This is a genomic window from Allobosea sp. P5_A5 (assembly GCF_056400625.1).
The window spans coordinates 66,619-92,300 of sequence record NZ_JBFUKY010000002.1 but is presented as its reverse complement, the minus strand read 5'-3'; the positions used below and the strand labels follow the sequence as shown (position 1 = coordinate 92,300).

Below are 25,682 nucleotides of genomic sequence, written 5' to 3'. Positions count from 1 at the left end.
TATCGGAACGACGATCCGTCTCAGCCGGATGCCACGAGCCTCAAGGCTCCGGCTGCGCCGGACTTCCGAAAATCATGCCGTTCAGCCGCTTCATCACGGCCTGTACAGGCCCCGGCAAGCGCGGAGCGGCCAGGGATCGGCCGAGTTCCACCCAGATCTGGCTGGCCAGGATCAGCGCGCCGGCCGCCGTCACCAGCAGCATCGCGACGATCGGCAAGATCACGATGAAATCGACGAGCCGCCGCTGTCCGATGGCGACAAGCGCGAGCAGCAAAGCCGACGCGGCCAGGATCTGGATCGCTCCGGCCAGGCTCAACACCCAGAAGCTTCGCAGTGTGAAAGTCGCTGGATCACGCATCGGGCGCCGCCCGGTGACAGCCCGTTTCCCAGTCGCGCTGCACTGCGATAGGGTCCCGGCATGGATCTGACGACATCGAGCACCCCGACATGATGGTGGATTTCGGATCCTGCATTCATGAGCCTCCGCGCTGGCGCGAGCCCGCTTCCATAGAACGCCTCGCTGCCGCTGAACAGGCTCCCGGCCTCGGGATTCCGCTTGCGGATGGCCGCGCTGTCGCGCTTGGCGGCGCCGCATGGCTGGTACAGTCAAGCAATCGCCCGACCTTGAGCCTGATGGCACCACGGCAGGAACTCGTTTTCGCGGCAGCGGCGGGCGAGCGCGCCGGTTTCGACGGCCTCAACAAAGTCCGCGTCGAGCTCTGTGGCGCGGACCGTTACGAGAAGGGTGAACCGATCCGGTTCGCCGCGACCTTGCGGATCGACGCGAACTCTCGGCTCGGAAATGCCGATTGGTGCATCATCGCCCAGATCCATCAGGCGGATACAAGGCGCGCCGACGGCTCGTTCGTGCAGGGCTCGCCGCTTTTCGCCCTCGCCCTTGCCCTGGGTCCGGACGGAAAGCCGCGCCTGCGCGTGACAGGCGAAACGGGAACGGGCACACCGGCACCCGGCGTGTTCTCGAAAACCAGGTCGCTGGGCGAGACGCCTTTCTCCTTCGGCGTCGATCATCGCATCGCCTTCACGGTCGTGGATGGGCATGGCGGACCGGGGTCGATCCGCGTCAGCCTCGACGGCGCGGCGATTGTCGATCAAACCGGTATCGCCACGGGCTATGCCTATGTCGATGAGCTGGCGGCGGCCACGAACCCGCCGCAGGGGCGCGGCTCCTATCTGAAATTCGGCGTCTATGCCGGCCGCTTCGACGGCGATCGGCCGCCGGACGGCTTCAGGCTCACCGCCCGCTTCCGCGGCATCGAGGCGAAGCCGCATGCGCCGCGCTGAGACCCCGAGTCCACGCCGCCATGGCCTCTGAAAATATCACGCCTCTGTCCGGCTCCAGCCCGTCTCCGGCAGCCGAGCCCAAGCGCGTCTTCCATTCCATCCAGCTGCTGCGCGCACTCGCGGCGCTGGCGGTCGTGGTTCACCACGCCAAGGATTTTCTCGCCGAGCCGCTGCCGCGTTTCGACGCGTTGCAGGCCGGCGTCGATGTATTTTTCGTGATCAGCGGCTTCGTGATGTACGCCTCGTCGCGCGACGAGGCGCCCGGCGCCTTCCTGATCAAGCGGCTGATCCGCATCGCCCCGCTCTATATCCTCGCCAGCCTCGTGCAGATGCTCATCCTGAAGAACCATTTTTCAGCCGAGCTGATGCGGAACTTCGCCCTCTCGATCGCCTTCGTTCCGCATTTTTCCAGCGAGAATTCCGGCCAGATCCTGCCCGTTCTGGTTCAGGGCTGGACGCTGAATTACGAGATGTTCTTCTACCTGGTCTTCGCGGCGGCGCTGGCCTGGGGTCGCCCGCTTGCGCTCTCGCTGGTGGCTCTCGGCGTGCTAATCTGTCTCGGCTTCCTCACGGATTTCAAAGCCGCCCCGCTCGTGACCTATACCAGCCCGCTTCTGCTGGAGTTCGCCTTCGGCCTGCTTCTGGCGCGTCTTGTTGGAAAGCTGCGGTGGCCGGCAGGGTTCTGGCTGGTTCCGCTGGCCGCTCTCCTGTTCTGGGCGGGTCACGACGCTTTTGCCCCGGCCACGGATGATTTCGTCGGGCTGAAGCGCGTGGTTTTCTGGGGCGTGCCGGCCCTCTTGCTGGTCGCTGGCGTGCTGGTACTCGAGCAGCATGTTCCCTGGCGCGGGTGGGCGTATTTCGACGGTCTCGGCAACGCGAGCTATGCCATCTATCTGTTTCAGACGGTCGCCATTATCGCCGCCCGCGAAATCCTGAAGCGATGGCCGATCGGCGCTGACGCGCAGGGTTGCGGGCTGATCGGACTGTCCCTCGTCATCGTCGTCGTCCTAGGAATGACGATCCATGCTCTCATCGAGCGTCCTCTGCTCGGCTTCCTCAGACAGGCGACGCGGACGCACCGTCTGCGGTCGAACTGAGCACCGACCGGCCCCGCTGCATTCTCCGAGGGTGACACCGCAGCCAAGAGCGGGCTATTTTGCACCTGCTAACACCCCCTCCTAGACTTCGGCGTGAGATGACCAGCCTGAAATTCGGAACCTCCGGCCTGCGTGGCCTCGTCACCGAGCTTGTCGGCCTGCCGACCTACGCCCATGTCCGCGCCTTCTGCGCCATGCTGCGCGAGGATGGCGTGGCCGGCGATGTCCTGATCGCGCGCGACCTGCGCTCGTCGAGCCCCTTGATTGCCTCGCAATGCGCCCAGGCCGTCGCAGATGCCGGTCTAATGCCCATCGATTGCGGCGCCGTCCCGACGCCGGCTCTGGCGCTTGCCGCAATGAGCACCGGACGCCCGGCGATCATGGTCACGGGCAGTCACATCCCCGATGACCGCAACGGCCTGAAATTCTACCGCGCCGAAGGCGAAATCGACAAAACCGACGAGCAGCGCATCCTGGCGCAGTATGCCGCGCTCGACCTGAAAGCGGCGCCGGATGTCTCCGTCGCGCCGCAGTCGCGCGACGTGCTCGCAGGCTACATCGCCCGCTATGCCGACTTTTTCGGTCGATCTCTCGAGGGGCTGACCATCGGCGTCTACGAGCATTCCTCCGTCGGCCGCGACGTCATCCGCGAGGTTCTCGCAGCGCTCGGCGCGGAAGCGGTCGGGCTTGGGCGCAGCGACCGCTTCATTCCTGTCGATACCGAGGCCCTGCGCCCCGAAGACGAGAAGCTGGCCGCCGGCTGGGCCGGCGAGCGCAAGCTGGACGCGATCGTCTCGACCGATGGCGACGCCGACCGTCCTCTGGTCGCGGATGAAGCGGGCCGCTTCCTGCGCGGCGATCTGGTCGGCGCGCTGACGGCCCGGTTCCTCAGGGCCGACACCATCGTCACGCCGGTGACCTCGAACTCCGCCCTCGACCGGCCCGGCCTGTTCGCGCACGTCATGCGCACCCGCGTCGGCTCGCCTTATGTGATCTCCGGCATGACGGACGCGACAAAAAGCGGCGCGCGCATCGTCGTCGGCTTCGAGGCCAATGGCGGCGTGCTGCTTGGCTCCAATGTCGAGCACGGCGGCAAGATGCTGGCGGCGCTCCCCACGCGCGATGCCCTGCTTCCGATCCTGGCGACGCTGGCCCTCGCCCGCGAAACCGGCCAGACGCTGAGCGCACTTGCCACCGAGGCCCGCTTCGCCATCGCCCTGTCGAACCGCCTGCAGGAGATTCCGCAAAGCCGTACCGCCGCTCTCATCGCCCGGCTCGATGCCGACGACGCCTCCTTCCGCGACCGAGCCTTTGCCGGTCATGGTGGCGTGGCGGCGCGCGATCGCAGCGACGGGCTGAGGCTGACGCTCGGCAGCGGCTCGACCGTTCATTTCCGTGCGTCGGGCAATGCGCCGGAACTGCGGGTCTATGTCGAGGCGCCCAATCTGGCGCAGGCTGAAAGCCTGATGCGCGAGAACCTGGACTTCGCGGCGGCACAGACGAAGACCGACTGAGGGCCGCGCGGTCCACGGTGTCAAAGCCGCCGCCGATGGTCTAGCCTCTGGGGCCGACAGCCCCATTCTCTGAAAGCCGCACCCCGCCGTGAGCCCAAACCTGCCCTATCGACGCGTGCTGCTGACCGGAGCGGCCGGGTTCGTCGGCTTTCACGTCACGCAGGCCTTGCTCGATGCCGGGGTGGAGGTTCTGGGCGTCGACAACCTGACGCCCTACTACGATCCGGCCCTGAAGCAGGCGCGGCTCGACCGCCTGCTGGCGCGCAGCGGATTTTCATTCGAGCAGCGCGACATCGCCGATTACGACGGATTCGCAGCCGCCTTCGCCGTCTTCCGGCCCGACGTCGTGGTGCATCTCGGGGCCCAGGCCGGGGTGCGCTATTCGCTCGACAATCCCCGCGCCTATGCCAACGCCAATCTCGACGGCTTCCTCTCGGTGCTGGAAGCCTGCCGGCAAAACCCGGTCCAGCACTTGATCTACGCCTCGTCGAGTTCGGTCTACGGCGCGAATGCCAAGGTGCCCTTCAGCGAGCATGACGGCGCCGACCACCCGGTCTCGCTCTACGCCGCCACCAAGCGCGCCAACGAGCTGATGGCGCATTCCTATGCGCATCTTTACGGGATTCCGACGACGGGATTGCGGTTCTTTACCGTCTACGGCCCTTGGGGTCGGCCGGACATGGCCTATTTCAAATTCACCAAGGCGATCCTCGAAGGCCGGCCGATCGACGTTTACGCCGAGGCCCAGATGAGCCGCGACTTCACCTATGTCGACGACATCCGCGAGGCCATCGTCAAGCTGGCGGCCCTGCCGCCGGAACCGGACGCCAAGTTCGATGCAGCCCGGCCAGACCCGGCGACGGCCACCGCGCCGTTTCGCATCTACAACATCGGCAATCACACGCCGGTGCGTCTCGACCGCTTCATCGCCGTCATCGAGCAGGCCTGCGGGCGGACGGCGATCAAGCGCCATCTGCCCGCACAGCCCGGCGACGTGCCAGCCACCTATGCCGAAATCAGCGACCTTGCGGCCCGCACCGGCTTCTGTCCGCGCACGCTAATTGAGGACGGGATTCCCCGCTTCGTGGCCTGGTATCGGGAGTTCTACGGGATTTGAGCCGCTAGCCCTTACAGCTCCGCATCGAGCACCAGCGTCTCGAGCGCCGCCCGCACCCGCCCGAGCGCCTGCGCGGTGACAAAGCCGTGCACGATCTCGGGCGACTGCGCCACCAGCCCCCGATCCGCCCCCTGGATGTTGATCTCCTGCGAGACGCTGCAGGCGACGGTCGGCGTCGTCCTCATCGGCACCGGCAGCGACAGCGTCTGACGCAGCGTCGCCCCCGCCACCTGATAGCCGTCGATCAGCAGGATGCCGGCCGGCCGCCAGTGATAGCGACGGCAGAGCACCTCTTCCATCGCGCGCGGCCTGCCCTGCCAGCCCGTCGCGAGCGGCCCGATTTCCAGCTTCGCGCGCCGGAAGCTGACGCTCCCGCCGGCCGTCGCCAGACTGATCGCCAGCGGGCCACTATCGCTGACGGTGGCCGTGACCGCTCGCCTCCCCGACCCGGAGCCAAGGGTCGCGCTTTGGCTCCCGATGCCGACGATCAGGCTTCCGCTGGGCTCCTCGACCGACACGGTGAGCTGCAGGCCGGCGAAGGAGCTGAGGCCCCACAGGGCCGGCTCGAGGATCTGTACGATCGCGCCGGAGGCCAGGGTGAGAGAGAAGCCAGAACGCGACAGGCTGGCACCGCCAGATCCGGCCTTCCAGCGATCGAAACCGTAGCTTCCCGCCGCCAGCGCTCCGCCGGCGAAGCCGCGCTGGTTGATCTGCATGTCGCCGTTGATCAGTAAATTCTGGCCCGCGGCCCAGGCCGATCTTGGCAGCGCCACTGCCCCGCTCGCGCGATCGACCGTCAGCGCATCGTGCCAACTGCCGCCATCGGCGCTGACCTTGACCCGGAAATCATCATCGCCGGCGAGACCGAATTCCGCCCGCCCCGACCAATTATCCTGAAACAGGATGCTCGCGGTATGCGCGGCATCCGCCTTGTTGAGCTTCAGCCGGTGATCGCCGCCGGCGTGATTGAAGAGACTGGCCTCCGAAGACACTGCGAGGCGGTTGGTCGCGTCAGCCGTCGCGTTCACGCCCCAGCGTTCGGCGCCGAGGCTGCTGACCGGAGACGCCCGGCGCCACTCGCTGCCGGTCCAGAGGTGATGCTCGGCCTCGTCGGTAATCCAGGCCTGCCAGCCGGTTCGCGGCGGGAAAAAACTCCAGCCGCCATCTTCGAACAGCGCCAGCTGGTTTTCGCGGCCAGCGAAAACGCCCGTGCCGCCAGCCGGCACGATATAGGCGGAAAGCTCCGTCGGCACCGGTGGCGGCGCGAGTTGCGAGCGGCTGGCGACCGTCAGATGGATCAGCGCGTCCAGCCGGACGAGGGCGTCGTTGTGGGTGACATGCTTCTGGGCCTGGCCGGCAGCCAGCAGAGGCAGGGAAAGACGTGGCGTGACGGTCATGGAACCTCGCGGGCGAAAGGCGATGCGGGCGCGCAGTATCCGCGCCACGAAAGCGGCGGGGATAAATGCGGAGCGCGCTTCCCTGCGTGACCAAGCCTGCGGAACGGATCGAGCTCGCCCGCCATTGTTTTGCCGGCATTCTGCGCACATAGGCTGCCACGCCGCGCAAATGCAGCCGATGGTCCGCGATTTGCGTGGCTGCGGCGATCTCCATTTTTCGGGACACATCTCTTTGCTCGATCATGTCGACCGCCTGCGCCGTGCCGCGATTATCCTCGGATGGGCGGCGATGCTGCTGATCCTGTTCGCGACGCTTTCTCCGATCGATTTCCGCCCGCATATCACCGAGATGCGGCCGAATATCGAGCGCTTCGTCGCTTATTTTCTTGCCGGGGGCCTGCTGTCCTTCGCCTATCCGCGTCAGCGCTGGTTCGTGCTGGCCGGCATCGTCGTCATCGCGCTGGGTCTCGAATGGCTGCAGACGCTGGAGGCGACGCGCCATGGTCGTCCCCAGGATGCGGTCGTGAAGATTGTCGGTGCCCTGATCGGCGGCACCCTCGCAGTCCTGTTCGACTACACTGTCGCCAGGTTTCGCCGCCCCGCCTGACGCGGAGCGGGAACGTTCCGTAACGATACAGTCGCCTGCCCTTCGGGGAACAGCCTCGGGACCAAGACGATAGCCTGCAAGCGGTCCAGGCCAGGAGACGCCCCGATCCGGATCGAAACCGCGCGGCACAGTCATTGCTGTTCGAAGGCCAAGATGTGGAGCCCCCGCTGTAACGGGCCGGCCCCACACAGAGAGATGCCGGTAGGAACAGAGCAGTGACCGATATGACCGTCGAACCCTTGAGCAATGCGCGCCGCGCGCCCGCCGAAGGTCGTTTCAGAACCTCGCGCCATTGGCTCGGCCCAATCATGGCGGCCTGCGACGGCCTCGTGGTCGTCACGCTGGTCTATGCCGTCGCCGGAATCTACGCGCTCGCCGCCTATGAGAGCTTCGCCCTGGATCGCACCACGCCGGAACTCGCCGGCATGCTGTCGGCGGTCTTCGTCTTCGTCAATCTGATGCGGGGTCGCTACCAGATCAGCAACTATCTCACCGCCAAGGGGCAGATCGCCGCCGCGATCTCGGCCTGGACGATCACCTTGCTGGCCCTTCTGGTCTTCGTCTTCCTGGCAAAGATCGCCAATCACTATTCACGCGCCGCGATCCTGGCGACGTATCTCGTCGGGATCCCGGTGCTGGCCGGATCGCGCTCGCTGATCGCCGGCGTGATCGCGGCCGGCAGCCGCACAGGTCGCATCACGGCTGAGCGCATCTTTCTGATCGGCCATGAAGCCGAGGTGATGTCCTTCGTCGACCGCCACAAGCCCTGGCGCATGGGCTCGGCCGTCGTCGACGTCGCCTTCCTGAAATCCCCGGCGCCCGGTCTCGGCGGGCAGGCCCACCTGACGGCCGACCTTGCGGCAGCCGCCTCGATCTGCCGGGCCAAGCGCGCCGACGCCGTCTTCATCGCCGTACCCTGGTCGGAGCAGGAGACCATCGAGGCCTGCATCGACGCCTTCATGAACATGCCGGTCGCGATCCACCTCGCGCCGGAAAAGGTGATGGACCGCTTCGCCCAGCCGCATATCGTCAGCATGGGCTCGCTCTCGAGCCTGCGCCTCACCCGCCCGCCGCTGACGACGACCGAAATTGTCGCCAAGCGCGCCTTCGATCTCGTCTCGGCCAGCGTCGCGATGCTGCTACTCCTGCCCTTGTTCCTGCTGGTCGCCGCGCTGATCCGGCTGGATTCGCCCGGCCCGGTCCTGTTCCGGCAGCGCCGCCACGGGTTCAACCAGCAGGCTTTCCGCATCTTCAAATTCCGCAGCATGACGACGACCGACGATGGCCACGTCATCAAGCAGGCGACGCGCGACGACCCGCGCATCACGCGGATCGGGCGCATCCTGCGCCGCTATAACCTCGACGAACTGCCGCAATTGCTCAACGTCGTCGCCGGCCACATGTCGCTGGTCGGGCCTCGGCCGCACGCGCTGGCACATGACCGCGAATTCGAGCGCAAGATCGCGCTTTATGCCCGCCGCCACAACGTCAAGCCCGGCATCACCGGCTGGGCGCAGGTCAACGGACTACGCGGCGAGACGGACACCGACGAGAAAATGGCCGCCCGCGTCGCCTGCGACCACTGGTATATCGACAACTGGTCGTTCTCGCTGGATATCGCGATCCTGTTCAGGACGGTCTTCAGCGCCAAGGCCTTCCGGAATGCCGTCTGAGGCATACTGAAAATTCAGTCGCGGGCCGAGAGGCGTGGCCCGCTCTGCTGCATGAACTGGCGCAGGACGATTCCGGCGAAGCGCCGCAGCGTGCCCACCTGCCTCCGGAACGGGATGAACGATCCCAGCCCGGAGTTGCCGCCCTGCCCCGCCGCATAGCGCGCAAAGCTGCCGGCGCGGTTGATCAAGGTGAAGCGCAGCCCGCAGGCGGCCACCTCGGCGATCAGCGCGCGATGTCGCTTCGAAGGCAGATCCAGCACGAAGACGTCGGGCTTGCGCTCTGCGATGTGCGTCAGGATCGCCTGGCCCACCGGCCCGGAAAAATCGGCGTCGCAGATGCCGGCAATTCGCAAGCGCGGATAATCTGCCGCCACCCGCTCACGCAGGGCGCGGATGGTCGCCGCATCGCCGCCGAACAGGAAGACCGAGCGACCGGTCTCCGCGCAGCGGCGCAGCGTTTCGCCGAGCGCGGAGCCAGCCGCCTTCGCTTCGCCGGCGGCGGACAATTCCAAGGGATCGCTGATCGTGTCGGTCGTCACGCTGTTGCCATCCGGTCTAGAGGCGGCTTCGCTTGAGGATCCGGAACGGTCCGCCAGCGAATGCCTGACATGAGACGCCAGTCCGTTAAAATTTTAGTTATCGCGACGCCGAACCGCAAGGCCGCCGACGCGGCGCGGGCGGGGTACTCACTCCATCACCATGGCATGGTCGTCGGCGGGCGCGCTCTGCTGCTTCGGGGTCCGCAGCAAGGCGAGGAACGGCATCGCAGCCAGGCAAAGCAGCATCAGGAGCTTGAAATCATCGATATAGGCAATGATCGTCGCCTGCCGGTTGATCACCTCGTCCAGCGCGGCCCGCCCGGCGAGCGTCATCGGGTCCCAGGCGTTCTTGATCGCCGGGATTTCGAACACCCGGTTGAACGGTGTCACGTAATTCGCGATCTCGGCGTGATTCACCTGCAGATTGCGCGTCAGGAGGTAGCTGACGAGCGAAATGCCAACGCTTGAGCCGATATTGCGCGAGAGGTTGTAAAGGCCGGTGCCATCGCCGCGCAGTTCGGCCGGCAGCGTCGCGAAGGTGATCGTCGTCAGCGGCACGAACAGCAGCCCAAGCCCAGCACCCTGCGCGAAGCCCGTCATCATGATCCGGCTTTGTGAGACGTCCGGCGTCCAGCCCGCCATATCGTACATCGCCCAGGCGCTGACGAGCAGCCCGCTTCCCAGCAGAATGCGGATGTCGACCTTGCCGATCAGACGCCCCACCAGGAACATGCACGCCATGGTGCCCAGACCGCGCGGGCCCATGACGATGCCAGCCGTTACCACGGGATAGCCGAGCAGCGTCTGGAGAAAGGGTGTGAGCAGCGCCAATGAGGCGAGATAACAAATCCCCACGACGAAGATGAAGATCAGCCCGACATTGAAGTTCCGGTCGAGGAACATCCGCGGTTTGATGAAGGAATTCTTCGCCGTGAACGTGTGGACCACCAGGATATAAGCCGCGCCGGCGCAGACGGCCGCTTCGACGATGATCTCGAACGAGTCGAACCAGTCCAGCTGCGCGCCCCGGTCCAGGAAAAGCTGCAGGGCGGCGATCGCGAGGCTGAGCGAGCCGAAACCGATCCAGTCTAGCTTGGCGAGCGCATTCTTGCTGGTCTCGGTCACGAACATCGAGACGCCGACAAAGGCGAGGATGCCGAGCGGCAGGTTGATGTAGAACACCCACCGCCAGGAAATATTCTCGGTCAGCCAACCGCCGAGCACCGGTCCCAGCACGGGTCCAACCATCACGGAGACGCCAAACAGCGCCATCGCCGAGCCGCGCTCCTCGGGCGTGTAAATATCGAGCAGGATGCTTTGGGACAGCGGCACGAGGGAAGCGCCGAAGAAACCCTGCAGCAGGCGGAACGCCACGATCTGCGTCAGGGTCTGCGCCGCGCCGCACAGGATGGACGCCACAACAAAGCCCGCGATCGCGACCGACAGGACCCGCTTGCGCCCGAACCGCGCCGCCAGGAAGCCCGATGGAGGCGTCATGATCGCGGCGGCGACGATATAGGAGGTCAGCACCCAGTTGATCTGGTCGGCGCTGGCCGAGACGCTGCCTTGGATATAGGGCAAGGCGACGTTGGCGATCGTCGTATCGAGCGCCTGCATGATCACCGCGAGGATGACGCAGGCGGTGATCGCGCCGCGATTGGCGACGGGCGCCGCTGCGGGATCCGGAGTTGCGCTGGCCATGACCCGCCTCGTTTCGTTTACTTGCGGGTCTGGCCGAAGGCGGAACTCGTCAGGCCCGGCACGCCGCGGGCATGGCCGGTCTCGATATCGAGCGTGACGCTCATGCCCGCCCGCAGCTGCGGCGCCTCAGTGGGCGTGTCGATCTTCACGCGCATGGCGATGCGCTGCACGACCTTGACCCAGTTGCCGCTTGTGTTCTGCGCCGGCAGCAATGAGAAGCTCGCCGCCGAAGCCGGGCTGATGCTGTCGACCGTGCCCTTCCAGGCCGCACCCGGATAGCTGTCGACATAGACCTCGGCGCTCTGGCCGGGCTTGACCCAGGTCAGCTCGGTTTCCTTGGGGTTGGCCTGGATCCAGACATGCTCGGTCGAGACCAGACTGAACGCCATCGTCGCCGCCGCGAGGTACTGACCTTTTTGTAGGGACGGCACGTTGGTGACGACGCCGTTCATCGGCGCGCGCACGGTGGCGTGGTCGAGCTGGCGCTGCGCCTCCGCTCTTGCTGCAACCGCGTCCTTGTAGCGCGGATGCTCCTCGACGGGCGCATCGGGCTTGCCGTTCAGATTGGCGGAGATACCGGCGAGCTGGCTTTCGAGTTGGGTGAGCTTGGAGGTGGCGCCGTCGAGTTCGTGCTTGGCCTGGTCGAACGTCGCCTGAGAGGCGAAGGACTTGCCGGCGAGGTCCTGCTGACGCTTGAAGGTGGTCGCGTAGAACGCAATATCGCTCTGCGCCTGCGAGATCTGGCTCTGCATGCTCTGGTAGCTTGCCTTCAGCGCTTCGAGATCATTGCGCACCACACCGATCTGCGCATCGGCCCGCTCAAGCGCGAAACGGAACTGGGCGTCATCGAGCCGGAACAGCAGATCGCCGGCCTTGACCGCCTGGTTGTCGTGGACCTCGATTTCGCTGACCGTGCCCGCGACGTCGGTGGAAATCCCAACGATATCGGCCTGCACATAGGCATTGTCGGTCGACATCACCTGCCCGCCGGTGACGTACCAATACCCACCGGCGATCAGCGCGATCGGCAGCAGGGCAAACAGCACCATCCGAACCCGGCTGCGCCGGCCCTTCGGCGCGTCGGCCGCGGCAACCGGAGAGGCCGTCGACACATCCTGGGAAGGGTCCGCGCCCTTCGCTTCCGAACGGCGCATCTCGGTCACGTTGCTGGGCGGTGCCGTGCCCGTCTTGGAAGCGGCGACATCGCTTCTTTTGGCTGCGTCATCCATTTTGCGCCTGCCTTTCGACCACCGGCATCTGACAGGCGGCCGTGAGATTGGTTTTCATGCTCTGGAGCGTCGCGAGCAGCTGCTCCCGCTCGGCGTCCGGAATTTCGAGGAAAGCCTCGCCACGCGTCACCTCGCCGATGACCCGCATGCGGGCGAGCTTGGGGCCGGCCTTGTCGGTCAAATGCAACTGCCAGGCGCGGCGATCGGTCGGATGCGAACGGCGCTCCATCAACCCGCAGCTTTCCAACTTGTCGACGATCCGCCCGACGGTGATCGGCTCGACATCGATCAACTCCGCCAGGGCGCCCTGCTGAATACCGGGGTTGCGATCCAGATAGGCCAGCACCTGCCATTGCGAGCGCGTCAAACCAAGCTCGCGGGCCCGTTGCTCGAAACGCTTGCGCAGGAGGCGCGCCACGTCGTGGAGCAGGAACCCCACCGTCGGCGGCGGCATCTTAGGCTTGCTGGTCATAAGCATCTATATAATAGCGTTAGTCACGCGCGACCAGCGTATGACAGACCACAGCAAGCGCTCCCGCCACGCACTGGACGCATAGCGGAAGAAGAACCTGAGTGCGATTGGTTAGGAAAGAAAAGGCGGCAATTCGACAGCGCGCGGCAGGTCGGCGCCATGCCGGCCAACCGTCAGGGCTGCGGCCGCAGCGGCGTATTCGAGTAATTCGGAGACCGCAACCGGATCGAGTCCGGCGATGGCATCCCGGTTCAATCGGCCGCTCCGGGCCAGTCCGGCGAGGAGCGCAGCGTGAAAGCTGTCGCCCGCACCCACCGTATCCACGACCGCCACGGTGCGCGCCGGTATGGAAACCGAGCCTGCTGCGTGGAAACCCGTGGCGCCCTCCCCTCCACGCGTGATCACGACGAGCCTGGCGCCAAGGTCGAGCCAGTTTTCGGCCGCAGCTTCCGGCGAAAGTTGCCCCTCCCAACCCGAACGGACATCCTCGTCGCTCGCCTTGACGATGGTAGCGCAGCGGCAGAACCGCTCCATCCGCGCGCGCCAGAGGGCGAGGTCTCCAACAACCGAGGCCCGCAGGTTCGGGTCGACGCTGATCACCCGCCGGCTCTGCTCCCGCTCCGCCAATTCGGCAAAGGTTGACCCGACCGGCTCGACCGCCATGCTGTAGGAGCCGAAGCTCAACGCCTGGACATCGCTTGGCAGCGCGCTCGGCAGGTCCGCGATTTCGACGCCGCGATCGGCCGCACCGCCACCGTAGAACGAATAGCCGGGCTGCCCGTCGGGGCCGGTCACGATGGCTGACAGCGTCGTCGGCCGGTCGCTGCGGACGAGAAACGACGTATCGACGCCCTCTTCCTCAAGCCGCCCGGCCAGGAACGCGCCGAAACGGTCACGCGACACCCCGCCGAGAAACCCAGAGCCGACCCCCAGCCGCGCCAGGCCGATCGCGACATTGAAGGGCGAGCCGCCTGGAACGGCGCGCGCCGGCATGGTGGCGCCGTCCGCCCGCTCGACGAACAGGTCGATCAGCGCCTCGCCGCAGACCAGCACCGTGGCCATCTCAGCGGATGCCCGCACGCATGAAGGATTGCACGAATTGCCGCTGGAACAGCAGGAAGCTCAGCAGCAGCGGCGCCGCCGTCAGGAGGGTTGCGGCGCTGATGATCGCCCAGTCGATGCCCTGATCGGTCGAGGCGAAGACGGCGAGCCCCACCGTCAGCGGCCGCGTATTGACCGTATTGGTAATCACCAGCGGCCAGAGGAAGTTGTTCCAGTGATAAGCGACCGAGGTCAGCCCGTAGGCGAGATAGGTCGGCTTCGCCAGCGGCACATAGACTTTCCACAGGATCGCCCAGGTGCCGCAACCCTCGACGCGCGCGGCATCCTCCAGCTCCTTGGGAACCTGCATGAAGGTCTGCCGCAGCAGGAAGATGCCGAAGCCAGAGGCGACATAGGGCAGGCCGATGGCAAGGATGGTGTCGACCAGTCCGAGCGCGCGCATGGTGCGATAGTTTTCGACGATCAGCATGTCCGGCATGATCATCAGCTGCACCAGCACCAGCGCGAACAGCAGTCCCATCCAGCGCGAGCGGCTGCGCGCGAAGACGAAGGCCGCGAGCGTGCAGAGCACGAATTGCGCTCCGGTGACGAAGGTCACCAGCAGCACGGTGTTGAGGAAATAGCGCGGGAACGGCGCGGCGTGCCAGGCGGCGACGAAATTATCCAGCGTCAGCGGCGCGGTGAGTTCAAAACGCGCCGCATATCCGGTTGGATGGAACGCGGCCCAGACCGCATAAAGCAGCGGCGCGGCCCAGATTACGGCCAGTAGCCAGGCCGCCGCCGTCTCCAGCCAATGGCCGGGATCGAAGCCGCCGCGCCTCACCGCCGACGATGCCGAAACCGCGCTCATCGATAATGCGTCCGCCGGCCGACGAGCAGGAACTGCGCGGCCGCAAGCAGGCACAGGATCGCCAGCAGCACCACGGTCAGCGCCGAGGCCAAGGCGGTGTCCCAATAGCGAAAGCCGACATCGTAGATATAGGTCAGCAGCAGCGCGGTGGCGTTGTCCGGCCCGCCATGGGTCATAACGATGATGTGGTCCACAAGCCGAAAACCATTGATCACCGCGTTCACCGCGATGAACAGCGTCGTCGGCCCCAGCAGCGGCAGTGTCACTCGGCGGAAGGTGTAGAAGCGCGAGGCCCCCTCCACCGCCGCCGCCTCGTGCAGCACCGGCGGGATCGCTTGCAGGGCCGCGAGGTAGAAGATCATGAAGAAGCCGGCCTCCTTCCAGATCGCGACGACCATCATCGCACCCAGCGCAGTCTGCTGGGAGCCGATCCAATTCGTCGCGCTCCAGCCCAGGAAGAACCGTGTCAGCCGGTCTATCGCGCCATAGTCCGGCGTATAGAAAAACATCCAGAGATTAGCGACCGCGATCATCGGCAGCACGGTCGGCACGAAATACGCCATCCGCATCGCAGCCTTGCCGCGAATGCGCCCGTTGACCCAGAGCGCCATGGCGAGCGCCAGCCCGATCGAGAGCGGCACGGTGCCCAGCGCATAGATCACGTTGTTCTTGAGCACGATCCAGAAAACCGGATCATCCACGAGGACTGCGTAATTCTCGACGCCGATGAAGCGCGCCGGCCGCGCACCCTTCGGCGTCGAGAAGAAGGAATGCCAGATGGTCGCGAGCGCGGGATAATGCGTGAACGCCACCAGCAAGATCATCGCCGGCGCAAGCATCAGCCAGGCATGGAGCGTGGTGCGCTCCCGCCCGAAATTCCGGCCGAGGCTTGCGCCATCCATCAGCGATAGCTGCGCAGGATGCGCTCGGCCTCGGCCTGCGCCGCGGCGAGAGCCGGCTGAGGCTCCTTCTGGTTGGTCAGCACCGCCTGAAGCGCGTTGTTCAGCGCCTGCGTCACGCGCTGGTTCTCATGCGTCGAGAGTTCCGCTACGGCTGACGGCAACTGGTCGCGCGCCACGGCGGCGGGCGGGAAGCCTGCGACATAGTCCTTCATCTTCGCCGTTTCCCAGGCGGCCGGGCTCACCGCGACATAGCCGGTGTCGATGCCCCACTGCGCCGCGCGTTCCGGCGTCGTCAGGAACTTGGCGAACTTCACAGCCGCCTCGCGTTTGGCGGCGGATGCCGCCTTGAAGACGTAGAGATTGCCGCCGCCGGTCGGGCTGCCCGGCTTCTTGCCGGCCGGCAGCATCGCCACGCCGAACGGGAATTTGGCGTTGCTGCGGACGTTCGTCAGGTTGCCGGTGGTGGTCCACATCATCGCGACCTTCTTCTCGAAGAAGTCGCGCGGCGTCGTCCCCCAGTCGACGATGCCGGGCGGGTGGACCTTGTGCTTGGTCACGAGGTCGCGCCAATAGCCGAGCGCCTCGGCCACCTTCGGATCATCGTAGAAGGTGCGGTTGCCCTCGGCGTTAATCAGGCGCACGTCGGCCTGCGTCGTCAGCGCCTGGAACAGCCAGTAAGGAAAGCCCGAGGACGGGATCTGGATGCCCCACTGGCTGACATTGTCGCCCTGGCGCAGGGTCAGCTTCTTGGCGAACTCGACCTGTTCGTCCCAGGTCTTCGGCGCGACTTCGGGGTCGAGACCGGCGGCCTTGAAGGCCTCCTTGTTGTAGTACATCACGATGGTCGAGCGCTGGAACGGAATGCCCCAGGTCTTGCCGCCGGTGCGGCTGTTTTCCATGAAACCGGGATAAAAACCGTCGATCCAGCCCTTGTCCACGCCCGGCAGCTCGTTCCAGGAGACGACCACGCCCTCGTCGATCAGGGTGAACATGTCGGTCGAGAGCAGCACCGCGACATCCGGGGAATCGCCGCCCTTGGCCGCCGTCAGCGCCTTGGTGATCGAGTCCTGATAGGAGCCCGTATAGACCGGCTTGATCTTGATGCCGGGGTTTTCCTTCTCGAAATCAGCGCAATAGCCGTCGATCACCTTGGTGATCGGGCCGCCAACCGCGACGGGATAGTTGAAGGTCAGCTCGACCGGGGTCTGTGCCCGCACTGCGGGGCTGGCGATCAGCGTCGAGGCGGCGAGGCCGCCAAGCGCGGTACGGCGGGTCATTTGCATGTCGCATTGTCCTTGCTGGAATGAAGTGAAGCCGAACTCGGGACGATGTCGTCGATCCGCCGCCCGCTGGCGTCGTCGAAGAAATGAAGCATTGTCGGCAGCTTGAGACGAAGGGGGGAGCCGATCGCCAGCGTAGAGCAGCCCGCTACCCGCACCTGAAGCGTTTGAGTGCCGGCGCCGATGGCGCAGCTGAGCACTGTCTCGCCGCCAAGGAACTCGACGCCGGACACCGATGCCGGCAGTCCCTCATTGTCGCTCGGCACGACCTCCTCCGGCCTGACACCGAGCCAATGCCCGGCCGCCTGGATCGGCGCCACGATCTGATCGGGCGCGCCTTCGAACACCGCACCACCCGGCCCGGTCGCAAGCCGCAGCAGTGACATCGGTGGCGCGCCGATGAAGGTGGCGGCGAAACGCGTCGCCGGCCGGGCATAAAGCTCGGCCGGGCTCGCATCCTGCTCGACATGCCCATCGCGCATCAGCACGACCTGGTCGGCCATGCTCATCGCTTCCGCCTGGTCATGCGTGACATAGACCATGGTCAGGCCAAGCCGCTGTTGCAGCCCGCGGATTTCGCGACGCATCTCGCTGCGCAGCTTGGCGTCGAGATTTGAGAGCGGCTCGTCCATCAGGCAGATCGGCGCTTGCGCCACGATCGCGCGCGCCAGCGCCACGCGTTGCTGCTGCCCGCCGGACAACTGCGATGGGCGCCGGTCGAGCAGATGACCGAGCCCGACGAGCGACGCCGCCTGCTTCAGCCGCTCCGCGCGCTCTGCCGTCGGCACGCGGCGCGCCTTCAACCCGAAGACGATATTCTCGGCAACGGACAGGTGCGGAAACAGCGCATACGACTGGAACACCATCGAAATGCCGCGCTGCGCCGGCGCCAGCCTCGAAACATCGCGGCCGGACAGTTCGATCGCGCCGGAATCCGCCCGCTCCAGCCCCGCCAGCACCCTCAGCAACGTTGACTTGCCACAGCCGGAGGGGCCGAGCAGAACGACGAAGCTCCCCGGCTTGGCGCAAAGCGAAATGCCATCCAGCGCGGCTGTCTGGCCGAACTGCTTGCGCACGTTCTCCAGCCGGATCGCATCGCGGCTCTCGGGGGCGGATATCATAGCGCGGCAGCTAGAAGCGGCACATGACGATCTGATGAAAGCTTGCCGGCTCCTGCCGTCATGACCACCCGCACCATCGCCATCGTCGCCCTCAGTCGTCGAGGGAGGTATAGCGGGCTTTTTGCCGGCAACAAATCGGCAATTCGGGCAATGCCAAGCTCATCTCGGGATGGAACGCCTCCCGAAGGCGCCATACTGGGCCAGTAGAGCAAAAGTAGCGGCCAGCTGGCTGGGGCGGGAGGATTCGAACCTCCGAATGGCGGTACCAAAAACCGCTGCCTTACCACTTGGCGACGCCCCACCGTGGCGGGCCTTCTAGACCGCCCCAACGGCTGGCGCAACAGCCTCCGGGTCGGCCGCGCCGCTTTCGCCTGCCGCATTCACCACAATGTCCGTGCCACAAGAATTACGGCCTGGAACGTAAACAGGCTGTTGCGCCCTGCGAAGCTGCTGGCTATAAGCCGGCCACCAGTTGATCGGAGTGTGGCTCAGCCTGGTAGAGCACCTCGTTCGGGACGAGGGGGTCGCAGGTTCAAATCCTGCCACTCCGACCAAAAATCCCTTGAGAAATCAGTGGGTTGAGAACAGGGCCGCGAGGCCCTTTTTCTTTGCCCGACAGATATCCCGACAGAAACCTCCATGACGCTGAAGCCTGATCCCCTCGCCTACCCGCCTCGCGGCATGTCGAGAGAGGAAGCGGCGCGGTATATCGGGGTCGGCACAACCAAGTTCGATCAGCTCGTCCAAGATCGTCGCATGCCGCGCGGCAAGCGGATTGACGGCCGGGTGATCTGGGACCGGTTCCAGCTCGATGCCGCATTCTCCGACCTCGATGCCAACCCGGGGAATATGATCGATGCGCTATTGCGCGGCGAAGCAAAATAGGCCGGCTCTGAGTTGAGCCGGCCTCCAAGGTGTAACGACGGTCGTGATACCCTCGCGTTTAGGCCGCTTGGCGTGCGTCGATGGCGCCCTGCCAGATTTCGAGCGCTTGAGACGTGAAGTTCTGAAGCACGACGCAGCATCGCAGGAGAGCGTTGAAGTCGCGCTCGGTGGCGCCGTGAAGAGCCGCCTGCTGCACGAGCTCAAATACCGCGTCCGCCATCTCGCGCGATGCCTTGATGTCGTTCTCGAGGTCGAGCAGGCCGAACTCACGGTCGGCCCCAGCCTGTGGATCGCTGTGTGTTCTGGGGACAAGTCGATCTTCGGTGTCGGTCATGCGGCCACCTGTCCGCGAAGAACGTCCAGCACCGAGGCCAGCCATTTGAGCTGCCGGATCGGTACGCCGCCCTGCTTCTTCCCCGTGTCCTGCCATTTGGCGTACCGCTCGCCCGCCGCCGTCGGTTCCCAGGCGGGACCGCCTTGCCCTGCCATCTGAAGCCCGGCCTGCACCAGCAACAGATTGACCCTCTTCGCGGAGAGGCCGCCCAAACGCTCGCCGATCTCAGTAGGCGTCAGGATGGCCTCCTGCTCGGGCGCCAGCAGATGCGTCACGCCGACATCGGCAAGAACGTTCTCGCCGGTGCGCTTGAGCGTGGCCTCGTTGGCCGAGATCGTCGCCTGGTTCTTGTCCAGTCCGATCAGACGGCCGAGGCGGCGATACGAGGCGAAGACCGACACCGCGTCGCGGATGCGGGTCGTCAGCGCGGGGGCTGGATCTCGGCTTTCAGCCGCCAAGACGAAATACGCGTCCTCAAGCTTGCCGAATATCTCCCAGGCCTTGTCCGTCTGGACAAGCTTGGCCTGCCGAAGCGCGCCGCGTTCAAGCCAGAGGATCGCGTGCGAGGCGAACTTGTGAACCAAACCGCTGTGAGCGGTTTGCCTCTTGAACTGGCGCAGCCGCTCGCCGGTGAGCTTCACGAAGTGCTCGCCCTCGACGAAGCGGTCCAAATTGCGATTGAGGTTGTCGGTGATGTTGCCTGCGTCGGTGCCGTAGGCGAGCGCAAGCTGATCCGTAGTCATCACCCGCCGTCCATCATGGACGATCGGCTCGCGACAAAGCGCTTCAATCTCGGCCGGCAGTTTGGTATCGTCGGTCTGCATCTGCAGTACCCCTGTGCTGTGGGTTGCTCTGGCAGCGACGGGGGCGGTGGCCGCCAAGCTCTCCCCTGTCGCTGCTGCTCTCTTAGGCCCGCTCATTGCGCTCGGCCTCCAATCCCTTCCGCACCAGCGTCCTTATCGCCTCCGACCGCGTCGGAATGCGATTGGCATATCGGTAGTCATCGACCCGGGCGATGAACTCGGCATCGTGCTGGATCTGGGTCTTTTCCATCTTCTGGGGCGACACCCCCGCAACCTGCCTCACCATAAAAACCTCCATCACTTCCGTTAGCGACGGATGATCATCATAAATCGATAACCACGTCAAACGGAAGTGATGGAGGTTCCCCATCTTGTGGGGATAACTGAGATGAGAGACAACGCTGCCGAGAGGCGAGACCAATGGCCGGCGACAAGAAGACCATCAAATTTCAGATGATGATGTCGCCATCTGAGGCAGAAGCCCTGGATGATTGGGGCTTTGCACGGCGAATTAGATCAAGAGCGGAAGCGATACGACAGCTAATTCAGAGAGGGCTTACGTATGACGTCCTCTCAAAGCGATCTGATGTGGGCAATGAAATCATCATGCAATTCTTGCGTGGCCAATTTCCACCGATGGAGCTGATCGCTGATTACATCGAGCAGGCAGAATTTGAGGTAGAGAGCCTTAGGGCGAGAAATCAGCTTGCGCGCAAAGTGTCTGAGGAACTTCTCGCTGCTTCAATCTTGAACGAAAACCCGGACATGCCTGACGACGAAGCCGACTTAATCGCTCGCCAGCACTTCGAATCGCAGTTTCCCACCAAGGTCAAACCGGAAATTCTTCCCAATAGTGAGAGCCGGCTAGCGTTGGTTGAAGAGATACGCAAATCCGCCCGGGAGCGGAGCGAGGCGCAGCCGTCAGCTCCGGAATCAAAGGACGAAGGGGCAGCCGCATCACAGCAGATCGGGGCCAACAAAAAGGCCAAGCGTGTCCTAAACACACGCAAAGCACCGAAGCCTTAACACGCGCAAAAAGCCCGGCCCCGCCGAAGCGAGACCGGGCCAATTAAACGAGCTTCTGTTTACTGAAGGCCCTTTGGAGCGGGAAAGCGGACATTCCCGCTGCCGCCGTCGGACTTGATTTCGCCGCCCAGAGAAACATCTTTGTTGACGTTCAAACGCGGCTCTCCAGAGCTATCGCGATTGATACTCGGGTAAGATGTCGAAGGCGGCGGCGGCGGCCTGAACGTCTCGATCGATGGCGGTCTAGGTTCAAACTTCGGGAAAAGGTTCCCGTTTTGCGCCGACGCCGATGTCGCGATTGCCCAGATCGCTGCGGTGAAGAGGGGTAGACTTCTGCCCAGTCGCATAAAGCCCTCCATGTCAGCACAGATCGATAGGCACCGACTGCCTCGCTCTGGCTGTTCCGCAACGTAACACTACTTTAACGCGAGAGTCCCGAGGCTCGCGATCGCCTTTAGACTACCCTCCGGCACTGCGTCTAACCCTGCCGGCGGAACCGCTCCACGGCGCGCCTAGCCAGATCGTCCTCGTCCAGCGCCACCATTGCGAATCCGGCCACGATGTAGGCGAGCCGTGCCCGTTCTTTTTCGGCTTCTGAAGGCTCAACCGAAGCACTGACCTCGGCCCAGGCTCTTTCGATGGCCGCCGATGCTCGCGCGAGGTCCACAGGATCTCTCAGTGACGAAAATGGCATGGCTCGTTCCCCCCCGAACGATGGCGGGATTAGAGCCGATCAGCCAAGGGAACAATAGCGCAAGTTTAGGCTCGGCGATGAGGCCCGACCGACCACGGTTGCCATTCAGATTTTCAGTCAGATCAGAAGCGGATCATCCAAAGGTTGCAGCCTTCCGCCCGTGGACTCGCAGACGCGCGTCATGCAGAGAAAGCCCGGGGTTTAAAGGGGCTATCTCATGAAAAAATATGTAGCGGTGGCGGTTGCCGCCAGTCTCGCTGGCTGCGCGTCGAGATCAGAGAACATCGCTGCCGCGTATGTTTCACCGAACCAGTATGCAAGTTACAACTGTCGGATGCTTGAGGAAGAAGCGACCCGCGTTTCTGCGCGCGCTATCGCCTCAAGTGGCGCTCAGGACAGCAAAGCTACGGGCGACGCTGTCGCCACTACTGTCGGCGTAGTTTTGTTCTGGCCGGCCCTATTCTTCATCAAGGGCGAAGGGGCGTCTGCCGCCGAGGTCGCGCGCCTGAAGGGCGAAATGGAAGCCATTGAGCAGGCTTCCATCCAGAAGCGTTGCAACATCGAGTTCAAGCGGGCTTAAGCCTCGATCGCTGGTGCGAGCGCGGCTGTAAAGGCCGCCTCAACCTCGTCATGCGTCGCGACGACGCCGGCGTCGATCAGGATTGGGGGCGGCGGGCGGCAATCTCGCGAACCAGCATTTCCATCGCCTTTAGCTTGTCGTCTGTGGCGCGCTGCCTCTCCTCGTGCCGGGCCATCGAAGCGTCGAAGCCCTGCGCCTGGTCGATGAACTTGGCGTTGTTCGTCGCCATCTGGTCAACGAGGCCGAGCTTGACGCGATCGAGCGCCTGCTCGCGCTGTATCGTCTGTATCGCCCCGTTGAGCGCCGTGACGCTGTCGCCTTGCCCCCGGACCGCCAGGCCGACCTGAGCAATGTTCGCTTCACCCGATTGTCGGGTCGCTTGGATCTGGGCCGATAGATCGGCGCGCGCGGTCGAGACCTGGCCGTTGACGAGATAGAGCAGCCCTGCAAGCGAAGCGCCTGTGACGACTACCGCGGTACCGATCATGGCGACAACCTGCGGCATGCGCAGGCGCTCTGACCGATGCGCTGTCCGGTCGTCTTCGGCCTTCTTCGACCATTCGCCGCGAAACGCGCTCAGGCTTTGCCCGATCGCCGTCAGGTCGTTCTTGACGATGGCGAACTCGGTCTCGAGCTTGCCGAGCCGTTCCTCGGTTCTGGTCTCAGACATCAACCGCGCCTTCCGAAACCGATCGAGGGGGCAACCTCCTTGAGGGTGTGCCCGCCGTTGAAGACCACCAGCCAGGTCATCGTGACGCTGCCCCATGTGCTGATGATGTCTTCGAGCTTGACGAGCGGTGTGACCCACCCTCCCCCGAACAACGCGGTGAGCAGGATGACGATCCATCCGCCGATGATGGCGGCTTGCCATGCCCCGCGCCAGAACTCCCAGGCGCCGAACCCTTTATCCCGTGCGGTCGCGTCATTGTCCGCCGCGCGCTGCGCCTCCATGGTCCAGATCGGCAGCATCGCTCTCGCCTGCTCCTCGACCTCGGCGATGATCGGCGGCGCCGCCTGCTTCTGCACGACCTCGTTCACGGCCTCGGGCGTTGCAGGCACGCTGAACGCGTCGGCCAGCGCTTCGATCGCTTTGCCCGCGAGCCCGCCGACAGCTGCACCGGCCGGGCCGCCGATCGCGGTCCCGATCATGCCGCCGAGGACAGGCGCGCCTTGCTTGGCAAGCGTGCTGGCCATGGTTTCGAGGATATCAGGCATTGGCGGCCTCCATTCGGAACGCGACCGCCTCGTCGCGCCGGTTGCGAGCTCGGATGATGAGGAACGCCGCCGCGCCCAGCACGGTGAGTGCGAGCAGGATCAGCACGGTCCAGCTTGTGGCGTTCTCGACGCCAACCTGTTGCGCCACGATCGGCGTCGGCACGGTTGAAGCGCCGGCCACCTTCGCCTTGCCGGCATCGGCCTTGGCCTGCCCTTCGGCGCGCGCGGCCTCAGCCTGAAGCTGCTGCGCCGCGGCGGCGCCAGTCACGCCCATGAAGGCGAGCGCCATGGTCGTCGCCTTGGCCCGGATGCTGGCCACACGCTTCGACCAGCCGCCGCCGAATGTCTTGAAGGTGCCCAGCCGCTTCAGGAAGCCCAGCCGCAGGTCGCAGTATTGCGCGACGAAAACCTTGGCGTCTGCGCCGGCAGCGACTGACTTGGCCCAGCCGACGGAGCGCGAGACGCCCGACATGACGCCGCCGTCGAACACGACCAGGTCCGCGCCGGGCAAATAGCCCCCGCAACCGGCCGCGTCCCAATACTGACGCCGATAGATCGGGGCGACGTCGGCGAGCTTCAGCCCTCGAATGTCGAGATCGGGGAAGGCCTTGGCCGATATCCCCATGTTGGTACCGCGAAGCACGCCTTTGCGAACTGCACCACCCGTCCAGTTGCCAGGGTCGGCGCTGTTCAGCGTGAAGCCGCCCTCATAGGCGAGCGTGATCGGCAGGCAGATCGAGAAACGATCGCTCATAGGCAGTCTCCGGGCATGAAAAAGCCCGCGCGAGGCGGGCGGGTCGGACAGGCTCAGTGCGGCGTGCTTTAGGTGGCCGTGGGCGCGAGCGCGGCTGTGAAGGCCGCCTCGACCTCCTCATGCGTCGCTACGGCGCCGGCCTCGATCTGGTCCATCACGGCCATCTCGGCGTTGAACGAGCGCTGCACATGCTGAGCGACCGCGCGGCCGACGATGATTAGATCGGGCCGGAATAGGGGCACGAAGCCACCCTTGGCCTTCCAGTTCACCGGCTCGTCGATTAGTCCGAGGTCGATGCTCTGAATCGTCTGCGCGATTTTGCCCTGGCTCTCGACGTCGCTTTTCACGACGACGCCGTTCGGCAGCACAACGCCTTGCTCTTCGACCTGCCGGCGCAGGACAGACAGATATTCGAGAGGCGAGAGCGGCGGGGCTTCATTGTCCGGCGTCTCGGGCTCGGGCAAAACCGGCCGAGGGACGATCTGCCAGCCGCCATCCCATCGCGCCGTGCTGATGTCCGCATCGAAGGCGGGCGGCGCCTCTTCGACGCAGCCGGCCGGAATCAGGAAGACGTTGGGTTCGAGCGGGCTGCGATCTGCTTGGACAGGTCCGACGAGATAGCCATCGGCATCGGTCTGGTAAACGATCATCGGACCTCCTCAGTATTTCATGCAGTAGAGAACGGGCAGGTTCTGCGGTCGGGCCTCGTTGCCGCCCTGCGCCGAGAGGTAGATGCCGGTGCCGGAGTAACCGAGATAGATGCCGGTGCCTGCAGAAGTTGTAGCAGCGTAAGTAAGGTCGCCGCCGTTGATGTTGTCCGGCCCGCCGCCGTAGTTCCACCTATTGGTAGGAAGAAGGGAACTGTGTGCATGGCCTGGATCGGCGACGGGGTGAGCATGCGTCGGGTCATTGACGGGGTGGGTGTGCGACTGGTTCTGGTTGGCCTGGTAGGAGCCAATACCGCGCCCGGGATCGACGCCACGACCGTCGTCATACCCTCGCAGGAACATGCCTCGCAGATCGGGTAGCCGGAACGTCGTCGTGCCGTCCCCGACACTGAAGGCGCCGGAGAACGTTGACGCCCACAAGGCCTCCGTCTGCAACACGCCGCTCGCCTGGGCATAGGCCCAGAGGTTCGCATACGTCGCTCGACTGATCAGAGCGCCGTTCAGTTTCAGCATGCCGGCAGGAGCCGCCGTTCCGATGATGGCTACAACTGAACCGATCGGCGCGGCAGCATCGAGTTGCTGCTTGGTGACCGCGTCCATGGCCGCAGCACCATCGCGGCCGAGCACCGCCGACTTGCCGGATACGAACTTCATGTCGTCCGTCATCGGCGCGGCGCCATTGCGCGGCAGCGAATTGGTCAAGGCCTCCTGAATGTCTTCCATCGGGCCGTTGTGCTGGGCCGCCAGGATCGTCGTGCCGGTCGTGGCGAGGTAGATCGACGGAAGGCTGTAATTCCCATTGCTGTCGCGAGGCATGCGCGGTCACTCCGAATTTTTGTGATACAAAATAGTTGCGGGAC

General features: G+C 64.8%; 29 protein-coding genes and 2 tRNA genes. 10 read left to right on the top strand and 21 right to left on the bottom strand.

The window, feature by feature from the left end; translation table 11 throughout:
- Positions 1 to 40 precede the first annotated feature (40 nt).
- A complete protein-coding gene (locus tag AC1DR6_RS04040; RefSeq protein ID WP_476827908.1) occupies positions 41 to 358 on the bottom strand; it encodes a hypothetical protein in 318 nt (105 codons plus the stop codon).
- Positions 359 to 633: 275 nt separating this feature from the next.
- On the opposite strand from AC1DR6_RS04040, the gene AC1DR6_RS04035 reads away from it, so the two are divergent.
- The 4 genes from AC1DR6_RS04035 (at position 634) to AC1DR6_RS04020 (ending at position 5,030) form a co-directional block, all read left to right on the top strand.
- Positions 634 to 1,302, top strand: coding sequence for a heparin lyase I family protein (locus tag AC1DR6_RS04035; protein WP_476827907.1), 669 nt, complete (start codon positions 634 to 636; stop codon positions 1,300 to 1,302).
- Positions 1,303 to 1,322: 20 nt separating this feature from the next.
- Positions 1,323 to 2,399 carry an acyltransferase family protein gene (locus AC1DR6_RS04030; RefSeq protein ID WP_476827906.1) on the top strand — a complete coding sequence of 359 codons (1,077 nt, stop codon included), beginning with the start codon at positions 1,323 to 1,325 and terminating at the stop codon, positions 2,397 to 2,399.
- 98 nt (positions 2,400 to 2,497) lie between these two features.
- Positions 2,498 to 3,913 carry a phosphomannomutase gene (locus AC1DR6_RS04025; RefSeq protein ID WP_476827905.1) on the top strand — a complete coding sequence of 472 codons (1,416 nt, stop codon included), beginning with the start codon at positions 2,498 to 2,500 and terminating at the stop codon, positions 3,911 to 3,913.
- Positions 3,914 to 4,001: 88 nt separating this feature from the next.
- Entirely contained in the window at positions 4,002 to 5,030 is a 1,029-nt protein-coding gene (locus AC1DR6_RS04020) for an NAD-dependent epimerase (protein WP_476827904.1), read from the top strand.
- Positions 5,031 to 5,041: 11 nt separating this feature from the next.
- Here the strand turns inward: AC1DR6_RS04020 and AC1DR6_RS04015 are convergent, their stop codons facing one another.
- Positions 5,042 to 6,427, bottom strand: coding sequence for a DUF2793 domain-containing protein (locus AC1DR6_RS04015; RefSeq protein WP_476827903.1), 1,386 nt, complete (start codon positions 6,425 to 6,427; stop codon positions 5,042 to 5,044).
- A gap of 178 nt (positions 6,428 to 6,605) precedes the next feature.
- Between AC1DR6_RS04015 and AC1DR6_RS04010 the strand changes: the two genes are divergently transcribed.
- Both AC1DR6_RS04010 and AC1DR6_RS04005 read left to right on the top strand, forming a co-directional pair.
- On the top strand, positions 6,606 to 7,034 hold the full coding sequence (locus AC1DR6_RS04010) for a VanZ family protein (RefSeq protein ID WP_476827902.1): 429 nt from the start codon (positions 6,606 to 6,608) through the stop codon (positions 7,032 to 7,034).
- 224 nt (positions 7,035 to 7,258) lie between these two features.
- Entirely contained in the window at positions 7,259 to 8,707 is a 1,449-nt protein-coding gene (locus AC1DR6_RS04005) for an undecaprenyl-phosphate glucose phosphotransferase (RefSeq protein ID WP_476828428.1), read from the top strand.
- 14 nt (positions 8,708 to 8,721) lie between these two features.
- On the opposite strand, the gene AC1DR6_RS04000 is transcribed toward AC1DR6_RS04005, so the two are convergent.
- The 10 genes from AC1DR6_RS04000 to AC1DR6_RS03955 all read right to left on the bottom strand — a co-directional run bounded on the left by AC1DR6_RS04000 (position 8,722) and on the right by AC1DR6_RS03955 (position 18,164).
- Complete coding sequence (locus AC1DR6_RS04000) at positions 8,722 to 9,246, bottom strand: WecB/TagA/CpsF family glycosyltransferase (protein WP_476827901.1); 525 nt, start codon at positions 9,244 to 9,246, stop codon at positions 8,722 to 8,724.
- A gap of 147 nt (positions 9,247 to 9,393) precedes the next feature.
- Positions 9,394 to 10,947 (bottom strand): DHA2 family efflux MFS transporter permease subunit, encoded by a 1,554-nt coding sequence (locus AC1DR6_RS03995; RefSeq protein ID WP_476827900.1) that lies wholly within the window; start codon positions 10,945 to 10,947, stop codon positions 9,394 to 9,396.
- A 17-nt stretch (positions 10,948 to 10,964) separates the two neighbouring features.
- Positions 10,965 to 12,176, bottom strand: a complete 1,212-nt coding sequence (locus AC1DR6_RS03990) for an HlyD family secretion protein (protein WP_476827899.1) — start codon at positions 12,174 to 12,176, stop codon at positions 10,965 to 10,967.
- A complete protein-coding gene (locus AC1DR6_RS03985; protein WP_476827898.1) occupies positions 12,169 to 12,630 on the bottom strand; it encodes a MarR family winged helix-turn-helix transcriptional regulator in 462 nt (153 codons plus the stop codon). Before AC1DR6_RS03985 ends, AC1DR6_RS03990 begins: the two co-directional genes overlap by 8 nt.
- 129 nt (positions 12,631 to 12,759) lie before the next feature.
- A complete protein-coding gene (locus AC1DR6_RS03980; protein WP_476827897.1) occupies positions 12,760 to 13,710 on the bottom strand; it encodes a carbohydrate kinase family protein in 951 nt (316 codons plus the stop codon).
- A 1-nt stretch (position 13,711) separates the two neighbouring features.
- Positions 13,712 to 14,560, bottom strand: a complete 849-nt coding sequence (locus tag AC1DR6_RS03975) for a carbohydrate ABC transporter permease (RefSeq protein WP_476827896.1) — start codon at positions 14,558 to 14,560, stop codon at positions 13,712 to 13,714.
- Positions 14,557 to 15,462 carry a carbohydrate ABC transporter permease gene (locus AC1DR6_RS03970; protein WP_476827895.1) on the bottom strand — a complete coding sequence of 302 codons (906 nt, stop codon included), beginning with the start codon at positions 15,460 to 15,462 and terminating at the stop codon, positions 14,557 to 14,559. The genes AC1DR6_RS03975 and AC1DR6_RS03970 overlap by 4 nt, the downstream gene beginning before the upstream one ends.
- Positions 15,462 to 16,739, bottom strand: coding sequence for an ABC transporter substrate-binding protein (locus tag AC1DR6_RS03965; RefSeq protein ID WP_476827894.1), 1,278 nt, complete (start codon positions 16,737 to 16,739; stop codon positions 15,462 to 15,464). Before AC1DR6_RS03965 ends, AC1DR6_RS03970 begins: the two co-directional genes overlap by 1 nt.
- Positions 16,736 to 17,863 (bottom strand): ABC transporter ATP-binding protein, encoded by a 1,128-nt coding sequence (locus AC1DR6_RS03960; protein ID WP_476827893.1) that lies wholly within the window; start codon positions 17,861 to 17,863, stop codon positions 16,736 to 16,738. The genes AC1DR6_RS03965 and AC1DR6_RS03960 overlap by 4 nt, the downstream gene beginning before the upstream one ends.
- 226 nt (positions 17,864 to 18,089) lie before the next feature.
- Positions 18,090 to 18,164, bottom strand: a tRNA-Gln gene (locus tag AC1DR6_RS03955).
- 176 nt (positions 18,165 to 18,340) lie between these two features.
- On the opposite strand from AC1DR6_RS03955, the gene AC1DR6_RS03950 reads away from it, so the two are divergent.
- Together AC1DR6_RS03950 and AC1DR6_RS03945 are read left to right on the top strand one after the other, a co-directional pair.
- A tRNA-Pro gene (locus AC1DR6_RS03950) sits at positions 18,341 to 18,417 on the top strand.
- Positions 18,418 to 18,502: 85 nt separating this feature from the next.
- Positions 18,503 to 18,748 carry a hypothetical protein gene (locus tag AC1DR6_RS03945; RefSeq protein ID WP_476827892.1) on the top strand — a complete coding sequence of 82 codons (246 nt, stop codon included), beginning with the start codon at positions 18,503 to 18,505 and terminating at the stop codon, positions 18,746 to 18,748.
- A 58-nt stretch (positions 18,749 to 18,806) separates the two neighbouring features.
- Here the strand turns inward: AC1DR6_RS03945 and AC1DR6_RS03940 are convergent, their stop codons facing one another.
- Genes AC1DR6_RS03940 through AC1DR6_RS03930 form a run of 3 tightly spaced genes read right to left on the bottom strand, consistent with a single transcriptional unit; the run spans position 18,807 to position 20,171 of the window.
- The gene (locus AC1DR6_RS03940; RefSeq protein WP_476827891.1) at positions 18,807 to 19,082 is read right to left on the bottom strand and encodes a hypothetical protein; all 276 of its coding nucleotides are present in this window, start codon (positions 19,080 to 19,082) and stop codon (positions 18,807 to 18,809) included.
- On the bottom strand, positions 19,079 to 19,963 hold the full coding sequence (locus tag AC1DR6_RS03935; protein WP_476827890.1) for an ORF6N domain-containing protein: 885 nt from the start codon (positions 19,961 to 19,963) through the stop codon (positions 19,079 to 19,081). Before AC1DR6_RS03935 ends, AC1DR6_RS03940 begins: the two co-directional genes overlap by 4 nt.
- 25 nt (positions 19,964 to 19,988) lie before the next feature.
- Positions 19,989 to 20,171, bottom strand: coding sequence for a ribbon-helix-helix domain-containing protein (locus AC1DR6_RS03930; protein WP_476827889.1), 183 nt, complete (start codon positions 20,169 to 20,171; stop codon positions 19,989 to 19,991).
- A 134-nt stretch (positions 20,172 to 20,305) separates the two neighbouring features.
- Between AC1DR6_RS03930 and AC1DR6_RS03925 the strand changes: the two genes are divergently transcribed.
- Positions 20,306 to 20,911 (top strand): hypothetical protein, encoded by a 606-nt coding sequence (locus tag AC1DR6_RS03925; RefSeq protein ID WP_476827888.1) that lies wholly within the window; start codon positions 20,306 to 20,308, stop codon positions 20,909 to 20,911.
- Positions 20,912 to 21,389: 478 nt separating this feature from the next.
- On the opposite strand, the gene AC1DR6_RS03920 is transcribed toward AC1DR6_RS03925, so the two are convergent.
- Entirely contained in the window at positions 21,390 to 21,605 is a 216-nt protein-coding gene (locus AC1DR6_RS03920; protein WP_476827887.1) for a hypothetical protein, read from the bottom strand.
- 217 nt (positions 21,606 to 21,822) lie between these two features.
- Between AC1DR6_RS03920 and AC1DR6_RS03915 the strand changes: the two genes are divergently transcribed.
- Positions 21,823 to 22,185: a hypothetical protein gene (locus AC1DR6_RS03915; protein WP_476827886.1), complete on the top strand. Its 363-nt coding sequence runs from the start codon at positions 21,823 to 21,825 to the stop codon at positions 22,183 to 22,185.
- 76 nt (positions 22,186 to 22,261) lie between these two features.
- Here AC1DR6_RS03915 and AC1DR6_RS03910 read toward each other — a convergent pair whose 3' ends face one another.
- From AC1DR6_RS03910 to AC1DR6_RS03890, 5 genes are all read right to left on the bottom strand, one after another.
- Positions 22,262 to 22,855, bottom strand: coding sequence for a hypothetical protein (locus AC1DR6_RS03910; protein ID WP_476827885.1), 594 nt, complete (start codon positions 22,853 to 22,855; stop codon positions 22,262 to 22,264).
- The gene (locus tag AC1DR6_RS03905) at positions 22,855 to 23,400 is read right to left on the bottom strand and encodes a hypothetical protein (RefSeq protein ID WP_476827884.1); all 546 of its coding nucleotides are present in this window, start codon (positions 23,398 to 23,400) and stop codon (positions 22,855 to 22,857) included. The genes AC1DR6_RS03910 and AC1DR6_RS03905 overlap by 1 nt, the downstream gene beginning before the upstream one ends.
- Positions 23,393 to 24,154 carry a glycosyl hydrolase 108 family protein gene (locus AC1DR6_RS03900; protein WP_476827883.1) on the bottom strand — a complete coding sequence of 254 codons (762 nt, stop codon included), beginning with the start codon at positions 24,152 to 24,154 and terminating at the stop codon, positions 23,393 to 23,395. Before AC1DR6_RS03900 ends, AC1DR6_RS03905 begins: the two co-directional genes overlap by 8 nt.
- Positions 24,155 to 24,222: 68 nt before the next feature.
- Complete coding sequence (locus AC1DR6_RS03895; RefSeq protein WP_476827882.1) at positions 24,223 to 24,804, bottom strand: DUF4376 domain-containing protein; 582 nt, start codon at positions 24,802 to 24,804, stop codon at positions 24,223 to 24,225.
- A gap of 9 nt (positions 24,805 to 24,813) precedes the next feature.
- Complete coding sequence (locus AC1DR6_RS03890) at positions 24,814 to 25,638, bottom strand: phage tail protein (RefSeq protein ID WP_476827881.1); 825 nt, start codon at positions 25,636 to 25,638, stop codon at positions 24,814 to 24,816.
- Positions 25,639 to 25,682 lie beyond the last annotated feature (44 nt).

Bases quoted from the DNA above. Each gene is read 5' to 3' on its own strand.
- AC1DR6_RS04015 (WP_476827903.1), bottom strand. From the start codon at position 6,427: ATGACCGTCACGCCACGTCTTTCCCTGCCTCTGCTGGCTGCCGGCCAG.
- AC1DR6_RS03900 (WP_476827883.1), bottom strand. From the start codon at position 24,154: ATGAGCGATCGTTTCTCGATCTGCCTGCCGATCACGCTCGCCTATGAG.
- AC1DR6_RS03965 (WP_476827894.1), bottom strand. From the start codon at position 16,739: ATGACCCGCCGTACCGCGCTTGGCGGCCTCGCCGCCTCGACGCTGATC.
- AC1DR6_RS04035 (WP_476827907.1), top strand. From the start codon at position 634: ATGGCACCACGGCAGGAACTCGTTTTCGCGGCAGCGGCGGGCGAGCGC.
- AC1DR6_RS04030 (WP_476827906.1), top strand. From the start codon at position 1,323: ATGGCCTCTGAAAATATCACGCCTCTGTCCGGCTCCAGCCCGTCTCCG.
- AC1DR6_RS03940 (WP_476827891.1), bottom strand. From the start codon at position 19,082: ATGACCGACACCGAAGATCGACTTGTCCCCAGAACACACAGCGATCCA.
- AC1DR6_RS03945 (WP_476827892.1), top strand. From the start codon at position 18,503: ATGACGCTGAAGCCTGATCCCCTCGCCTACCCGCCTCGCGGCATGTCG.
- AC1DR6_RS03975 (WP_476827896.1), bottom strand. From the start codon at position 14,560: ATGAGCGCGGTTTCGGCATCGTCGGCGGTGAGGCGCGGCGGCTTCGAT.
- AC1DR6_RS03995 (WP_476827900.1), bottom strand. From the start codon at position 10,947: ATGGCCAGCGCAACTCCGGATCCCGCAGCGGCGCCCGTCGCCAATCGC.
- AC1DR6_RS04010 (WP_476827902.1), top strand. From the start codon at position 6,606: ATGGTCCGCGATTTGCGTGGCTGCGGCGATCTCCATTTTTCGGGACAC.
- AC1DR6_RS03980 (WP_476827897.1), bottom strand. From the start codon at position 13,710: ATGGCCACGGTGCTGGTCTGCGGCGAGGCGCTGATCGACCTGTTCGTC.
- AC1DR6_RS03915 (WP_476827886.1), top strand. From the start codon at position 21,823: ATGAAAAAATATGTAGCGGTGGCGGTTGCCGCCAGTCTCGCTGGCTGC.
- AC1DR6_RS03905 (WP_476827884.1), bottom strand. From the start codon at position 23,400: ATGCCTGATATCCTCGAAACCATGGCCAGCACGCTTGCCAAGCAAGGC.
- AC1DR6_RS03890 (WP_476827881.1), bottom strand. From the start codon at position 25,638: ATGCCTCGCGACAGCAATGGGAATTACAGCCTTCCGTCGATCTACCTC.
- AC1DR6_RS03910 (WP_476827885.1), bottom strand. From the start codon at position 22,855: ATGTCTGAGACCAGAACCGAGGAACGGCTCGGCAAGCTCGAGACCGAG.
- AC1DR6_RS04025 (WP_476827905.1), top strand. From the start codon at position 2,498: ATGACCAGCCTGAAATTCGGAACCTCCGGCCTGCGTGGCCTCGTCACC.
- AC1DR6_RS03930 (WP_476827889.1), bottom strand. From the start codon at position 20,171: ATGGTGAGGCAGGTTGCGGGGGTGTCGCCCCAGAAGATGGAAAAGACC.
- AC1DR6_RS04040 (WP_476827908.1), bottom strand. From the start codon at position 358: ATGCGTGATCCAGCGACTTTCACACTGCGAAGCTTCTGGGTGTTGAGC.
- AC1DR6_RS04005 (WP_476828428.1), top strand. From the start codon at position 7,259: ATGACCGTCGAACCCTTGAGCAATGCGCGCCGCGCGCCCGCCGAAGGT.
- AC1DR6_RS03960 (WP_476827893.1), bottom strand. From the start codon at position 17,863: ATGATATCCGCCCCCGAGAGCCGCGATGCGATCCGGCTGGAGAACGTG.
- AC1DR6_RS03925 (WP_476827888.1), top strand. From the start codon at position 20,306: ATGGCCGGCGACAAGAAGACCATCAAATTTCAGATGATGATGTCGCCA.
- AC1DR6_RS03985 (WP_476827898.1), bottom strand. From the start codon at position 12,630: ATGCCGCCGCCGACGGTGGGGTTCCTGCTCCACGACGTGGCGCGCCTC.
- AC1DR6_RS03970 (WP_476827895.1), bottom strand. From the start codon at position 15,462: ATGGATGGCGCAAGCCTCGGCCGGAATTTCGGGCGGGAGCGCACCACG.
- AC1DR6_RS03990 (WP_476827899.1), bottom strand. From the start codon at position 12,176: ATGGATGACGCAGCCAAAAGAAGCGATGTCGCCGCTTCCAAGACGGGC.
- AC1DR6_RS03920 (WP_476827887.1), bottom strand. From the start codon at position 21,605: ATGCCATTTTCGTCACTGAGAGATCCTGTGGACCTCGCGCGAGCATCG.
- AC1DR6_RS03895 (WP_476827882.1), bottom strand. From the start codon at position 24,804: ATGATCGTTTACCAGACCGATGCCGATGGCTATCTCGTCGGACCTGTC.